This window comes from Mycobacterium asiaticum, assembly GCF_001673315.1.
In the GTDB taxonomy this organism is placed as follows: Bacteria; Actinomycetota; Actinomycetes; order Mycobacteriales; family Mycobacteriaceae; genus Mycobacterium; species Mycobacterium asiaticum_B.
Map to the genome: position 1 here is coordinate 1 of NZ_LZLQ01000016.1, position 13,016 is coordinate 13,016.

Annotated in this window: 15 protein-coding genes and 1 pseudogene; 7 read left to right on the forward strand and 9 right to left on the reverse strand. The window is 64.5% G+C overall.

Annotated elements, in window-relative coordinates; translation table 11 throughout:
• Positions 1 to 47 precede the first annotated feature (47 nt).
• Positions 48 to 383: pseudogene (locus A5636_RS02830) on the reverse strand (heavy metal translocating P-type ATPase); the annotation flags it as partial.
• Positions 358 to 1,128, reverse strand: coding sequence for a DUF427 domain-containing protein (locus A5636_RS02835; protein WP_065157197.1), 771 nt, complete (start codon positions 1,126 to 1,128; stop codon positions 358 to 360). The gene A5636_RS02835 and the pseudogene A5636_RS02830, both read right to left, overlap by 26 nt.
• A gap of 51 nt (positions 1,129 to 1,179) precedes the next feature.
• On the opposite strand from A5636_RS02835, the gene A5636_RS02840 reads away from it, so the two are divergent.
• Entirely contained in the window at positions 1,180 to 1,689 is a 510-nt protein-coding gene (locus A5636_RS02840) for a nitroreductase family deazaflavin-dependent oxidoreductase (protein WP_253900468.1), read from the forward strand.
• A 4-nt stretch (positions 1,690 to 1,693) separates the two neighbouring features.
• Here the strand turns inward: A5636_RS02840 and A5636_RS02845 are convergent, their stop codons facing one another.
• The 6 genes from A5636_RS02845 to A5636_RS02865 all read right to left on the reverse strand — a co-directional run bounded on the left by A5636_RS02845 (position 1,694) and on the right by A5636_RS02865 (position 6,185).
• Positions 1,694 to 2,749 (reverse strand): esterase-like activity of phytase family protein, encoded by a 1,056-nt coding sequence (locus tag A5636_RS02845; RefSeq protein WP_253900469.1) that lies wholly within the window; start codon positions 2,747 to 2,749, stop codon positions 1,694 to 1,696.
• Positions 2,658 to 3,290 (reverse strand): Ig-like domain-containing protein, encoded by a 633-nt coding sequence (locus tag A5636_RS27035; RefSeq protein ID WP_253900470.1) that lies wholly within the window; start codon positions 3,288 to 3,290, stop codon positions 2,658 to 2,660. The genes A5636_RS02845 and A5636_RS27035 overlap by 92 nt, the downstream gene beginning before the upstream one ends.
• 54 nt (positions 3,291 to 3,344) lie before the next feature.
• Complete coding sequence (locus A5636_RS02850; protein ID WP_065157198.1) at positions 3,345 to 4,127, reverse strand: hypothetical protein; 783 nt, start codon at positions 4,125 to 4,127, stop codon at positions 3,345 to 3,347.
• A gap of 61 nt (positions 4,128 to 4,188) precedes the next feature.
• Positions 4,189 to 4,536, reverse strand: coding sequence for an MmpS family transport accessory protein (locus tag A5636_RS02855; RefSeq protein ID WP_065157199.1), 348 nt, complete (start codon positions 4,534 to 4,536; stop codon positions 4,189 to 4,191).
• A gap of 229 nt (positions 4,537 to 4,765) precedes the next feature.
• Positions 4,766 to 5,158 (reverse strand): YchJ family protein, encoded by a 393-nt coding sequence (locus A5636_RS02860; RefSeq protein WP_065157200.1) that lies wholly within the window; start codon positions 5,156 to 5,158, stop codon positions 4,766 to 4,768.
• Positions 5,159 to 5,243: 85 nt separating this feature from the next.
• Positions 5,244 to 6,185 (reverse strand): DUF5996 family protein, encoded by a 942-nt coding sequence (locus A5636_RS02865; protein WP_065157201.1) that lies wholly within the window; start codon positions 6,183 to 6,185, stop codon positions 5,244 to 5,246.
• A 167-nt stretch (positions 6,186 to 6,352) separates the two neighbouring features.
• On the opposite strand from A5636_RS02865, the gene A5636_RS02870 reads away from it, so the two are divergent.
• The 4 genes from A5636_RS02870 to A5636_RS02885 are packed head-to-tail and all read left to right on the forward strand — an operon-like array spanning position 6,353 to position 9,721.
• On the forward strand, positions 6,353 to 7,486 hold the full coding sequence (locus tag A5636_RS02870; RefSeq protein WP_065157209.1) for an LLM class flavin-dependent oxidoreductase: 1,134 nt from the start codon (positions 6,353 to 6,355) through the stop codon (positions 7,484 to 7,486).
• Entirely contained in the window at positions 7,483 to 8,127 is a 645-nt protein-coding gene (locus tag A5636_RS02875; protein WP_065157202.1) for a CE1759 family FMN reductase, read from the forward strand. Before A5636_RS02870 ends, A5636_RS02875 begins: the two co-directional genes overlap by 4 nt.
• Positions 8,114 to 8,977: an NmrA/HSCARG family protein gene (locus A5636_RS02880; RefSeq protein WP_065157203.1), complete on the forward strand. Its 864-nt coding sequence runs from the start codon at positions 8,114 to 8,116 to the stop codon at positions 8,975 to 8,977. The genes A5636_RS02875 and A5636_RS02880 overlap by 14 nt, the downstream gene beginning before the upstream one ends.
• Before the next feature lie 3 nt (positions 8,978 to 8,980).
• Positions 8,981 to 9,721, forward strand: a complete 741-nt coding sequence (locus A5636_RS02885; RefSeq protein WP_065157204.1) for a 3-oxoacyl-ACP reductase family protein — start codon at positions 8,981 to 8,983, stop codon at positions 9,719 to 9,721.
• 73 nt (positions 9,722 to 9,794) lie between these two features.
• Here A5636_RS02885 and A5636_RS02890 read toward each other — a convergent pair whose 3' ends face one another.
• The gene (locus A5636_RS02890) at positions 9,795 to 10,751 is read right to left on the reverse strand and encodes an NAD(P)H-dependent flavin oxidoreductase (protein WP_065157205.1); all 957 of its coding nucleotides are present in this window, start codon (positions 10,749 to 10,751) and stop codon (positions 9,795 to 9,797) included.
• 378 nt (positions 10,752 to 11,129) lie between these two features.
• On the opposite strand from A5636_RS02890, the gene A5636_RS02895 reads away from it, so the two are divergent.
• Complete coding sequence (locus A5636_RS02895; protein WP_065157206.1) at positions 11,130 to 12,236, forward strand: N-acetylmuramoyl-L-alanine amidase; 1,107 nt, start codon at positions 11,130 to 11,132, stop codon at positions 12,234 to 12,236.
• A gap of 324 nt (positions 12,237 to 12,560) precedes the next feature.
• Positions 12,561 to 13,016 (forward strand): PE family protein (locus A5636_RS02900; RefSeq protein WP_065157207.1); only part of this gene is annotated, 456 nt, incomplete at its 3' end.

Here is a 13,016-nt window from a genome sequence, read left to right on the forward strand (position 1 = left end):
CGACATCGTGGTTGACGGTCGTGCCCTGTCTCGGCCAAGCACCCACTTCAGCTGACGCCGGCCCAGGCGCGGTCGCGCAGTAGTCGTAATCCGTTGAGCCCGACCAGGACCGTGGACCCTTCGTGGCCTGCGACGCCGAGGGGCAGGGGCAGGTGTCCGAGCAGGTCCAAAACGACGAGCACGACGATGAACGTGGCGGCGATCACCAGGTTCGCGTTCACCACGCGGCGCGCCCGGCGGGCCAGGGCCACGATCGCGGGCAGTGCGGCCAGATCGTCCCGAGTGATCACGACGTCGGCGATCTCTAACGCTAGATCGGATCCGGTGCGACCCATCGCGACCGCGCCTGGGCCGGCGTCAGCTGAAGTGGGTGCTTGGCCGAGACAGGGCACGACCGTCAACCACGATGTCGAGCTTCTCGTTGTAGAACGCCACCAGGCCCGTGATCGCAGCGACGGCGGGCAGCGGGTAGTGGTAGGTCCAAGCCAGATCCGCATGCACGGTCTCGCCCGTCCGCACCGACCAGTAGCCCGACGTCACCCCCTTATAGGGGCACAGCGTCTGCGTCGACGTGGGTTCCAGATGTTCGAAAGCGATGTCTGACGGATCGATGTAATACCGTGTCGGCAAGCCGGTTTCGAACAGCAGGACCGGTGACCGGGTCTCAGCGAGCAGGACCCCGTCCAAAGAGACTTTGATGTGCCGCTGCGAGCGCAGCGCATCCACCCGCACGTACGGGTTACGCGGGTGCCCGTAGATCTGCTCCTCCTCTTCCAGCCAGCGCAGCGGCTCCCAGTTGAATCGCACCAAACCGGCGACGGGGCTGTCGCTGTCGGCGTCGAATACCCGTGCCGCGGACGGGTGGGTCTGACCGGCACCGATCAAGGAGTGCAACCGCGACGGTCCGAGTTGTACCCGCTGCGGATGGTTCTCGTCGCTGAGGAAGTCGGAGCGCACATCGGCCAACGGCACGTAATACTGTGGGTAGTAAGGGATTTCCCAGACGTAGCGCGCGTTCGTGGTATCGAAAACCAGCTCGTGGTCAAGGTAGCCGCGGACCCGGCGCGGTGACGGCTCAATCCGTCCGCGGGCAGCGGCCATCGCGGGGAAATCAGGTTCGGTGGTCATCACTGAACAATTGCACGGTTCAGCAGGCTCGTCGCGGCGTATCGTTCGCTCGTGGCATTTCTGCGCGAAAGCCCGATGCGTGGGCGCCGACTGCGTCTGAACGAGGCACTCATCGAACGCACGTTGATGACTCCCGTCGGCTATCAATTCCTCCTGCACCTTGCACCGCGTATCGACAAGGTGCTCATCCCGCGGACGAAGGGACGGCTGAGTTGTGCCGGCATCGACAAAGTCGGGCTGGTGACGAGCACCGGAGCCAAGTCCGGGAAACCACGCACACATCCGTTGGCGTTGTTCCAGGACACCGAGGGCCTGGTCGCGATCGGTTCCAACTACGGGCGACCGCAACACCCGGCGTGGAGCGCCAACCTGCTGGCACACCCCGAATGCACCGTGGAGTTCATCGGCCCACCCCGGCAGTACCGAGCCGAACTGCTCACCGGCGACGCCCGCGATGCGGCCTGGGCCCATGCAATCGACTACTACGCCGGCTTCGACAACTACCGGATCAATTGTGCGCCAAGAGAAATCCGGGTCTTCCGACTACGCCCGTTGTCCTGAACAGTCAGCCGACCTTGATGCGAAGCGCCTGGGATTCTGTCTTGGCGGGCAGCTTGCTGGTGTCGACGACGAGGAACTCGCCACTGTCCTGACTCCCGTTGGGCAGCGTCTTGGGCTTGAGCCGGAACGGCGGAGTACCCGACGCGAGACCGGCCAGCCCGAAATCGCTGTCGTTAGACAGAATCAGGGTGGTTCCGTCATCAGGGGTGATAACTCCCTCGATCTTGTCGTGACCGAAGAAATCGCCGTTGGCCGACAGGGTGCGCAGCAGTTCGCCGACGTCGAGCTTGAGTGTCTTGCGGGCGACGGAGATACCCGCGGCCTTGAGTTTGGCTACCGCATCCGCGTCGGTGCTCGCTCCGACCAGCGTCTCGATAGGCATCCGATTGACGAGCAATCCACCACCGTCGGCCTGATAGGTGGCGCCGGGGACCGTCGAATGGGGCCCGACGTCAGTGGCGGCGGCAATATCGGCAAGGAAAATCTTCTTGTTGGCATTCGGCGGCGCCTTGCCGTCCCGCTCGTCGATGAGGAACTCGGTGGCGCTGAGCGCGGTGATGTCGGAGACCGCGACATTCGAGTCCTGCGGGTTCGCCAGTGGGTACAGGTATTCGTGCACGATGCTGCGGTCGACGAGGTTGACGGTCACGATGCGCACGATCGGGACCGACTTGGCCGGGCCTTGCAGCCCGGGGGTCTGCAGCGCTGCCTGCATGACGCCTACCAACGTGTTCCCGTCCGGGGTGATCGTCAGCCCTTCCATCCCCTGATTGGGTGTGCGTAGCCCGAGCTCACCCGGCAGGGTGCCGTCGAACGGTGAAAACCGTTCCAGCTCTTTGCCGTTGGTGTCGAAGTGGACGATGTAGGGGCCGTACTCGTCGGACACCCAGAACATGCCGTCGGCAGTGGCCACCAATCCCTCCGGGTCGATTCCGTAGTCCGAGGGGGGCAGCGGCGTGCCGTTGAGGTCAACCAGCGACTCGCCGGTGCTGGCGTGCGGGTCGATCAGCCCTACCAGCGGGGAGCCTTCCGGTGCCTGCAACGTGATGGTTCGCTCCACGGTCGCGATGCCGTTGACGAGTTTGAGCTTGGCGATCTTGGGGGTGGTAGTCGGGCACGGGCAGCACCTTCTCGTTGGGTGCCCGCCCGTTGACGTTCGGTCCCCGGTCGGTGAGGCCATAGATCTCGTCGCTGCTGCCGGGCACCGCGGCGATCGCAGACCCGTGGGCGCTGGCCTTGATGACCACGCCGCCGATGGTTGCCAGGGGCAACTGATCCTCGGCATAGGACTTGACGGCGCGGCTCACGGTGACGCTCAGTTCGTCGGTGCCGGTGAAGCCGGCATCGGGTGTGTAGACAACAGCGCCGTCCGCGTCGTACGCGATCTTGCCGTGGGCGGGTTTACCGAACGCGGTCGGTGTGATGCCGCCCGTAGCCACCAGCATCCGGTCCGGCGAGATGCGCAGCGGCTTGCCCGCCGGGGTACTCAATTCCGCCTTGCCGGTGGACGTGGGCAATGTCGGCGCAGCACTCTGCGCGCACCCCGCAACCGTGACCAGCACGGCTCCGATCATCGCGACCGCTCTCGCTTTGGATTCCATCGGCATTACGTAACAAGCCAAGTTGACGCCTCGGTGTACACGAGACGAGCGCAGCTAATGCTTCTTGTCTCTGACTTGGTAGGTCGACGGCCAGGATTTGCGTGACTCGTCTCCGGTCAGCGGGGTGCCCATGCCGCCCACCTTGACGTTGTAGGCCTCCTTACCTGGCCCCACTTCGCGATTAGCGTGTTCCTGAGCCAGGTAATAAAGCTCGTCGATGGTGGCTTCGTCATAAGCCACAAATGACGTCTCCCGAGCGACGTCGTCGATGCCGGCAAGCATGCGTTCGGCCAGGAACCGCGACGCCAGCGCCACCGCGCCCAACAGTGAGAACGGAATGACCCAGTAACACAGAAACGACAGCGGAGTCTTGGTGTCCAGGATCGTCGCGTCCCGCTGCACGATCGGTGGAATCGCCGACGACACCGTCATTCCGGCAAAGGCGGCGACCCAGATCCAAGTCAACGTCGTGGTGACGCGCGCGAACAAGTCGGTCCTGATGACGTCGGCGGGCTGCTCGGCCGCAGCGTATTCGCGGACGAACGGTTTGCCGATCAGCACCCCGACCAAAGCCGCAAGCAGAATTCCGGCGTTGCTGAGCGGCTGGATCCAGCGCGCCATGAAGGCGTCACTGAGCGCAAAAGTAAGCACCGCCAACAGGACAAACGTTGCGACGGCACCGATTTCGAGCGTTTGCCCCGGCTTACCGGAGGCCCGCCCGATGGCGAACACCGCGACAGCCATCAGCAGCGCGACTGACACGGCAGTGGGGAAAGGGACGTTACCGACCAGCACCCAATAGACAATCCACGGCGCAAACCCAAAAAGCATGCCCACGACAGGTCAGTCTATGGGGACCGCTTCACCGTCAAGTCAGCGGCTGATGCGTGGCGGCTGCCTACCGCGAGTAAATGCAGTGCGCCGAACCGCCGACCGGCTGTTCGGCCACCACATGACCGTTGATTGAGATGCGGCAGCCGGGAGTGTTCGTGCCGCTGCCCACGACGACCACCTGGAACAGGGTCACGTCGGGGCCGGCCTGTACGGTCCGGCTCCACGGCAACGGCGCGTTGTAGACGCGGTCGACCGCCGGATCGGTGTCGATGGTCATGGCGGTGCCCGACCCCAAGGCTTCGAACGTCACGGTGCTGTTGTCGGCATACGCGGACGGAGCCGCGAACACTCCGGACAGTGTGGCGATGGCCAGCGCCGACAGGCCAGCTCGCGCGAGACGTTTCGTATGCATAGGACCCTCAATTCAGATCGAGCGGACGGTGATCGCCTCACGTTTCGAACTCGGGCACCTTACGAGCGGGCGGTTCTCTGCATCGCCGTTACCCATTTGCGGCCGAAATTAAACCTTTGGGCAACATCGCGGCCCTGTCATCGGGGCGCTGTCATCGCGGCCCTGTCATCGGGGCGCTGTCATCGGGGCGCTGTCATCGGGGCACCTGTCGTCATCAGGGCACCTGTCGTCATCGAGCCATATCGTCGAGGTAGAACCATCGTCCGGCGCGACGCTGGAAGCGACTGCGCTCGTGCAGGCGCCCACGGCGTCCGGCGTTCTCGAATTCCGCCACGAATTCCACCTCACCGAGATCGTCCTCGGACCCGCCCGCGACGGTGTCGATCACTTCCAGTCCAGTCCAGGCGATGTCCGGGTCAATCGTCACCTCCGCCGGCCGTGTCCGCGGATGCCAGGTGCGAAACAGATAGTCGGCGTCCCCGCGGGCGAAGGCCGAATACCTGGACCGCATCAACTCCTCGGCGGACTGAGCCTGCCACTGGCCGTGATGCAACGCACCACAGCAGGCGCTGTACTCAGCCCCGCTGCGACACGGACAAGAATCGAAGTCCTCGTCGGGCACTCACCCAACCTAGCGACCGGCGTAGCCACTGAACTCCACCAACGCGTTGAGAAAACTCTCTGCGGAAGTGGACGCGGAACAAGGGTCATGCGCCTGTCCGGTATGCGCCCCAGCGATTCGGATCGTCTTCGAGTGCGGCACGGTCCCAGTGGGCATGGATGGCCGCGGCTTCGTAGGTGTCCTGCAAGAAGCCGAGTAGCGTCCGATCGGGGTCGGCTGCCTGCCGCACAACTTCGTAGGGCAGGACGTACTCACCGAGGTCCTTGCTGTAGTGGGCGTCTGCGGGGCTGACCGGATGATCGCCGAACCCGTCGGGTTCCGGGTAGGCGTAGGCGTAGAACGCGCCCTCGTCGCCCCCGCCCGGCCAGAACCCGCAGCTACTCAGTTCGTGCGAGTAACCCTCGACCATGACCCAGTCCCCGCAATTCGGTGCGCCGCCGGGATGAGGCGGTGCTTTGCGGCCCGAAAATCGGGTACATGCGAGATCCATTGCGCCCCAGAAGAAGTGCACCGGACTTACCTTCCCGATGAAATGTGACCGGAACTGTCCGAGTACGCGGTTGGCTTGGATCAGCTGGCGCCAGAACAGATTGGCGGCGCCACGGTCGTAGGACGCGTGCTGGTCGTCCTGGTCGAACGGCACGGCGGGATCAACTTCGTTGGCATGTGGCTGGATGCGGGTGGGGAATCCCATATCCGCCAGTGTCTGCATGGTCTGTGCGTAGAACTCGGCGACCGATTTCGGTTCCAACGCCACCAAACTTGTTGCACCGGAACTGCTCCGGATTACCAGCTGGTGATCTATGAAGTCGAATTCGATATCGAAGACATCGCTCCCGTAGGGGATCGCCGAGGTGGTCAGCCCGCGCGGTGTCACGTACAAGGCGACCTGCCACCAGTGATTGACCATGGGTGAATGCGCGAGCCGAACCTTGCCGACGATCTGCATCCACATGTGCAGTGTGTCCCGCGTGGGAGTCCAGTCGTCGACGCGCAGACTGGGCCATGCGTTGCTGTGTTGCACCATGTCGTGATCACACTCCCGGGTTTGGTGTGGCAGTTCGTACGAGCAGTTCTTCAAACAAGTACTTACTCGTGCTGCGGGCGAGGCGTAACGTTTTTCAGGCAACGGCGGCTTTGTGCACCGCGGTCGTTCAAGCGCATCCCGGTCGTGAGGTGGACTCCATGTCAGGTATGCAGTTCGGGATATTCACCGTCGGGGACGTGACCGGGGATCCGACAACCGGCTACATGCCCACCGAAGCAGAACGCATCCGCGCCACCGTGCAGATCGCCAAGAAGGCCGAAGAGGTGGGCCTCGACGTGTTCGCCACCGGCGAGCATCACAACCCGCCGTTCGTGCCTTCCTCGCCGACCACGCTGCTGGGTTACATCGCCGCGCAGACCGAACGGCTGCTGCTGTCCACGTCCACCACGTTGATCACCACGAATGATCCGGTGAAGATCGCCGAGGATTTTAGTGTGCTGCAACACCTTTCGGGTGGCCGGGTGGACGTGATGCTGGGTCGCGGAAACACCGGGCCGGTCTACCCGTGGTTTGGTCAGGACATCCGGGCAGCAATCCCGCTTACCGTCGAGCATTACGGGCTGCTGCGGCGGCTATGGCGCGAAGAGGTCGTCGATTGGAGCGGCAAGTATCGCACTCCCCTGCAGGGCTTCACCCTGGCACCGCAACCGCTGGATGGGGTGCCGCCGTTTGTCTGGCACGGGTCGATCCGAACCCCCGAGGTCGCCGAACTCGCGGCTTATTACGGCGACGGCTTTTTCGCCAACCACATATTCTGGCCGGCCTTCCACACCAAACGGATGGTGCAGTTGTACCGGCAGCGGTTCGAGCACTACGGGCACGGCAGTGCCGATCAGGCGATCGTGGGTCTGGGCGGGCAGGTCTTCATGCGGCCCAACAGTCAAGACGCCGTCGCGGAGTTCCGGCCCTACTTCGACAATGCTCCGGTATACGGGCATGGCCCGAGTCTTGAGGAGTTCACCGCCCAGACCCCGTTGACCGTTGGTTCGCCCCAGCAGGTGATCGATCGGACGCTGAGCTTCCGCGAATACGCCGGCGACTACCAGCGGCAGTTGTTCCTCATCGACCACGCCGGTCTGCCGTTGAAGGTGGTGCTGGAGCAGCTCGATCTTTTGGGCGAAGACGTTATCCCCGTGCTACGCAGAGAGTTTGCGATCGGTCGACCAGATCACGTGCCCGGCGGTCCCACGCATGAGGCGCTGGTGGAGGCCGCGGCCAGCGCGGGCCCGACGCCGAGCGCCGCAGCGGAGTCCGACAGTTCTGAGGAGCAGCAGGCATGACGAAGTTGGCGGTCATCAGCGGTGGGCTGCGCGAACCGTCGTCGACTCGACTGTTGGCCGATCGGATTACCGCGGCGGTGGCGGCGGCGTTGGCCGACCGGAATCTGACTACCACCGCCTCGGTGGTCGAATTGCGGCCCCTGGGCCGCCCGATCATCGACGCCATGCTGGCCGGATTCGCCTCGCCAGAGCTCGACTCCGCCTTTGAGACAGTCGCCGAGGCCGACGGGGTGATTGCGGTGAGTCCCGCATTCAACGCCTCCTACAGCGGCCTGTTCAAATCCTTTTTCGACGTGCTGCCCGAGGAGACACTCTCGGACATGCCGGTGTTGATAGCGGCCACTGGCGGTACCGAGCGCCATTCGCTGGTGCTCGAACATGCGTTGCGGCCGATGTTCTCCTACCTGCACGCGATCGTGTCGCCCACCGGCGTGTACGCGGCCACCGACGACTTCGGTGCTCAGCAGGATGCAGGTGGCCTCTCGGCGCGGATCGGCAAAGCCGCCGACGATTTCGCTCGGCTCTTGCAGGCGTGCGGTCCCCGGGCGCGACGAGATGTGTTTGCCGAGGACTTGACCGAAATGGAGCGTCTTCTGGCCGGTTGGCAACCACGCGACGGGGGCGATCATGTCGAGGACTGATCCTCCCGTTCTGGTGTTGGGGGCTACCGGCGGCCAGGGTGGAGCGGTCGTCAACGCATTGCTGGAACGTGGGTACCCCGTGCGCGCCCTGGTGCGACGGCCGGACTCGCCGCGGGTTCGGCGTCTGAGCGAGCGCGGCGTTGAGGCCGTCGCCGGGTCTTTGGACGATCGCAGTGCGCTGGGCGCGGCGATGCGAGATGTCGCCGGCGTCTTTGCGGTCACCACGCCCTTCGAGGCAGGGCCCGAGATGGAGGTGGCTCAAGGGCGCGCCATCGTGGCTGCGGCGGTTGACGCGCAGGTGCCGCACCTGGTGTTCAGTTCGGTTGCCGGCGCGGACCAGCACAGCGGCGTACCGCATTTCGAGAGCAAAGCCATCATCGAGGCGGAACTGGCCGCCAGTGGGCTGCCCTACACCATCACCGCTCCTACCTACTTTTACGACAATGCGCTGGGCGGCGTCGACCGGATTTACGCCGGGATCCTTGATCTGCCCCTACCACCCGACCGTTCGCTGCAACAGCTGGCACGCTCAGACCTGGGTGCCTTCGTGACTAAGGTGCTCTCCGACCCAAAACCGTACGTCGGCAAGCGCATTGAGCTTGCCAGCGACGACCCGACACCGGCGCAGATGACCGAAGCGCTCGGCACGGCGCTGGGCCGACCGGTACGGCTGGAACAAACTCCACTCGAGTCGATCCGCAGTACCGACATGCATGCGATGTGGAGTTTCCTCAACGGACCGGGCTACCAGGTCGATCTGGCGGACCTACATGCCGCAAACTCCGACATCGAGTGGCAGTCGTTCGCGGCCTGGGCGCAACAGACCTTCGAATCCGGAGGAGGCGCGTAGCGGGTGAACGCTTTAGCGGGACGACGCGCGCTGGTAACCGGTGGTTCGCGGGGTATCGGTGCGGCGATCGTCAAACGATTGGCCGCCGACGGGGCGCAGGTCGCGTTCACCTACGCGGCGTCGCCACGTCCGGCGGACCAGCTTCGCGAGGAGATATCCGCCGACGGCGGCACCGCGATACCGATCCAAGCCGACAGCGCCGACGCGAAACAGGTGACCGACGCGGTTGATCAGGCCGTGGCGACCTTGGGCGGCTTGGACATTCTGGTCAATAACGCCGGCATCACCAAGTCCGGTGTCGCCGAGTCGTATCCGATGGCGGACTTCGACCGGATGTTGGCCGTCAATGTTCGGGGTGTCTTCGTGGCGATCCAGCGTGTTACTCCGCATCTGGATGCGGGTGGGCGCATCGTCACGATCGGCAGCATCTTCGCTGAACGTGTCCCCCGCACGGGCAGTGCGGTCTATGCCATGACCAAGGCGGCGGTGACCGGTTTGACCCGCGGACTGGCCCGCGAGTTGGGGGCGCGTGGCATCACCGTGAATGTCATCCAGCCGGGGCCGACGGCAACCGATGCCAATCCGGATTCCGGCGAATTCGCCGATCAGATGCGCGAACTCACCCCGCTCGGTCACTACGGCCGGCCGGAGGACATCGCCAGTGCTGTGGCATATCTGGTGAGTCCAGAGGCGGGGTTCATCACCGGCATCACATGGAACGTCGACGGCGGATTCGCCGTCTGACTGCTTATCCCGATCCCCCTCGGGAGGTGATTCGCATCTACTTGCGATCCAACGTGTTTGGTGATGGGCCCGGCTATGGGGTGAGCAACCTGACGAGCTCTGCGGCCGGGCGGATGTCGGTGATACGGCCAACGCTGGCGCCTGCGTAGAGCGGGCGGCCGTCCACCAACGCGGCGGGTGCGTCGTCGGTGGGCGGTTGGGGGACGGCAAAGGGCAGCCACGGCGGCAATTGTGTTGCGACAGCACGATCTTGGGCTGCGGCCGGCATCATGTTGGCAAGGTGCGACGCGATCCGGTTACCGGTGCGAATCCAGCGTGGACCCCGAGCGTCGCTACCTACCCACCGGCGAGTGACCACGTTGGGAATCACCCGGTGCGGTGCGTCAGGCCAGCCCAACCCGAAAAATTCGGTCAGCACCGTCTCACTGGCCTCGATGCACCGCTTCTTGTACTCCTGGTGCGCGCGACATTCCGCACTGAGTAGGAAGCGGGTGCCGACGACAGCGGCAGCTGCACCGGCTTCCAGTGCCTCTCGCACGCCTTCGACGTCGACGATGCCCCCGGCGACCAGGACGGGAATGTTCACCGCCCGGCGCACCTGTTCGAGCAGATCCAGCGCTGGAGTCGTCCCGCGGACATGGCCGCCGGCCTCAACTCCCTGCGCGATCACGCCGTCCGCGCCCGCAGCAGCCGCCGCTTTCGCCTCGTCGACTGAGCCGCACTGGTGAATCCAGGTGGTTGCAGCAAGCCGCCGCGGAACGCCCCAAAACGTCACGATCACATCGGCGGCGGCGGCCGCTTCCACATCGCCAGGACGCACGAAGGGCAACAACAGGTTCACCGCGATGGGCCGTCCAGTGAGCCTGCGAGCGTGATCCAACTCGGCCGCAATCGGGGCACGCGCACCGGCGATCGTTCCGAGGCCGCCAGCCTCGGAAACGGCGGCCGCGAGTTCGTGACGCGCGACGGTGCCCATGCCGGCCTGGACGACAGGCACATCCAGTCGGCGCAGATCAAAGGGTGCGGGCATGTACAAGAGACTAGCGGTTGATGCGTTTACGCAGCTGGGACACGGTATTCCGGACACCCGACGATATGCCGGGTGGATCGACGCCGCCTGCGCCCTCGTGGTCAGCGCGCGCACCTCGACGGCGCCCGACCGGCCACCGATGCATATTGACACACGTTGTTCGTGTATTGAACCTCGTTGGCAGCACAGCGAATCGGCCGTGTTAAACCGTCGCCGACTGCGGCGGGTCGTGTCAGAAATGTTGGTATCGCGAGCTACCTTGTTGCCGTGCGTGATTGGTGCGAGTGCTCAGCGAAACCCGCTGTCTCGCGCCGTGCCGTGCTCAAATACGCTGCTGCAACACCAATTGTGCTGGGTCTAGGTGTCTCCGCATGCGGTGTGGTCCGACCTCCGAGCGCGGCGGCGGATCCGATCTTGGTTTCCGCGGTCGAAGCGCCCGGGCAGGCGCCCAATATCATCAGTCGCGCGCAATGGGGTGCTGACGAGTCGATTCGCGGCCGAGCCCCGGTGTACGACAACGGGATCAAGGCGGGCATTGTGCACCACACTGCCGGTGTAAATGGCTACGCACCGCAGGATTCGGCGGCGATTGTGCGGTCGATCTACGGCTACCACACCCGTGATCTCGGCTGGTCGGACATCGCTTACAACGCCTTAGTGGACAAGTACGGTCAGGTATTCGAGGGCCGATTCGGCGGGATGGCCAGACCGGTTCAGGGCACCCACACTGGCGGATTCAACCGCAACACGTGGGCGGTGTGCATGATCGGCGAGTTCGACGCGGTGCGCCCTACGCCGGTTCAGATCCGCACCGTCGGGCGCTTACTCGGGTGGCGGCTGGCCCTGGATGGCATTGACCCGCAAGGCAGTGTCTCGTTGACGTCGGACGGGGGACCCTACACCCGTATCCCCCGGGGCACTGCCGTGAACCTGCCGTGCATACTTGCCCACCGCGACGTCGGTGACACCGATTGCCCGGGGAAACTCGGATACAGCTTGATGAACGAGATTCGCGACGTAGCAGCGCGATTCCATAAGCGACCCAGCGCCCAGGACCTGGTGCAGTCGCTACAAGGCGGCGCTATCTATGACCGGTGGCAGGCGATGGGCGGCATCAACTGCGCACTGGGCCTACCGATGTCGCCGGAATCGCAAGGAGCGGGAGCTACGCGGTACGCCATCTTCGAGAGAGGGGCGATTTACTGGTCACCGGTAAGCGGAGCTCAGCCCGTCACCGGCGACATCTACGCAGCCTGGGGCAACCTCGGCTACGAACACAGCCCGTTGGGACTGCCCACCAGTGCCGAAATTCAGGAGCCCGAGTACGTTACCCAGAACTTCCAACATGGCACCCTGAACTTCGACCGTCACAGCCGCGTTGTCGTCAGCGTCATCAACGGTGTCGCTGAACTGCGGCCGCCCCGGTCAGCGGTCGGGCCGCCGGTGCAGCTTGAGCGGTTTTCGCCAGCGCGCAGCCGAGTCTGATCGGCCGCAGCCTGCACAGGCACTATCCGGCATCAGCTGACGCCGAAAGCGAAGCAGAAGGCGAAACCGAAGCCGACACCGAAACCGAAGCCCCGATCATGAATCGCCGTCCTTAAGGCTTGCCCCGACAGCTCGTGCAGTGGGCGGGTCGCTGCCAGGGCGAAGTTCGATTCGTTGTGCAAAGTGCACTGTCGTCAGCGCAGCTCTATGTTGTTTGCCCTATGAATGCCGCGGCGTGCCTTGAATGCTTGTGCGACAACCCTGGGCCCACTATCTGGCGGCCGAATTGGGTGTCGATGAGTTCAAGTCCGAGGAGATGTCACGGTGTTGGTCGCGGTTCCCCAAGAGTTGGTTGCGGTGGCTTCGGAGTTGTCGGGAATCGGTTCGGCGATCGGCTCTGCCAACGCGGCGGCGGTGGCCTCGACCGCCACGGTACTGCCTGCGGCTGCCGATGAGGTGTCGGCGGCCATCGCGGCGTTGTTCGGTACGTATGGCCGCGACTATCAGGTTGTCAGCGCGCGGGTATCGGCATTTCATGACCAATTTGTGCGGTCCCTGGCTGCGGCCGGAGGGGCCTACGGCAGCGCGGAGGCGGCCAATGTCTCGCCGCTGCAAGTGTTGGAACAGGGTGTCCTGGATGTGGTCAACGCCCCCAGTCAGATCCTGACGGGTCGCCCGCTCATCGGCGACGGTGCGCATGCCACAACGCCGGCGCCGCCGTCCCCGCCGGTGCCGGTGCCGTTGCCGCCGGCCCCTCCCGCTCCGCCGGTGGCACCTCCG

Coding starts and splice junctions, on each gene's coding strand:
- A5636_RS02835 (WP_065157197.1), bottom strand. CDS start 1,128: ATGACCACCGAACCTGATTTCCCCGCGATGGCCGCTGCCCGCGGACGG.
- A5636_RS27035 (WP_253900470.1), bottom strand. CDS start 3,290: ATGGAATCCAAAGCGAGAGCGGTCGCGATGATCGGAGCCGTGCTGGTC.
- A5636_RS02855 (WP_065157199.1), bottom strand. CDS start 4,536: ATGCATACGAAACGTCTCGCGCGAGCTGGCCTGTCGGCGCTGGCCATC.
- A5636_RS02865 (WP_065157201.1), bottom strand. CDS start 6,185: ATGGTGCAACACAGCAACGCATGGCCCAGTCTGCGCGTCGACGACTGG.
- A5636_RS02870 (WP_065157209.1), top strand. CDS start 6,353: ATGCAGTTCGGGATATTCACCGTCGGGGACGTGACCGGGGATCCGACA.
- A5636_RS02875 (WP_065157202.1), top strand. CDS start 7,483: ATGACGAAGTTGGCGGTCATCAGCGGTGGGCTGCGCGAACCGTCGTCG.
- A5636_RS02880 (WP_065157203.1), top strand. CDS start 8,114: ATGTCGAGGACTGATCCTCCCGTTCTGGTGTTGGGGGCTACCGGCGGC.
- A5636_RS02890 (WP_065157205.1), bottom strand. CDS start 10,751: ATGCCCGCACCCTTTGATCTGCGCCGACTGGATGTGCCTGTCGTCCAG.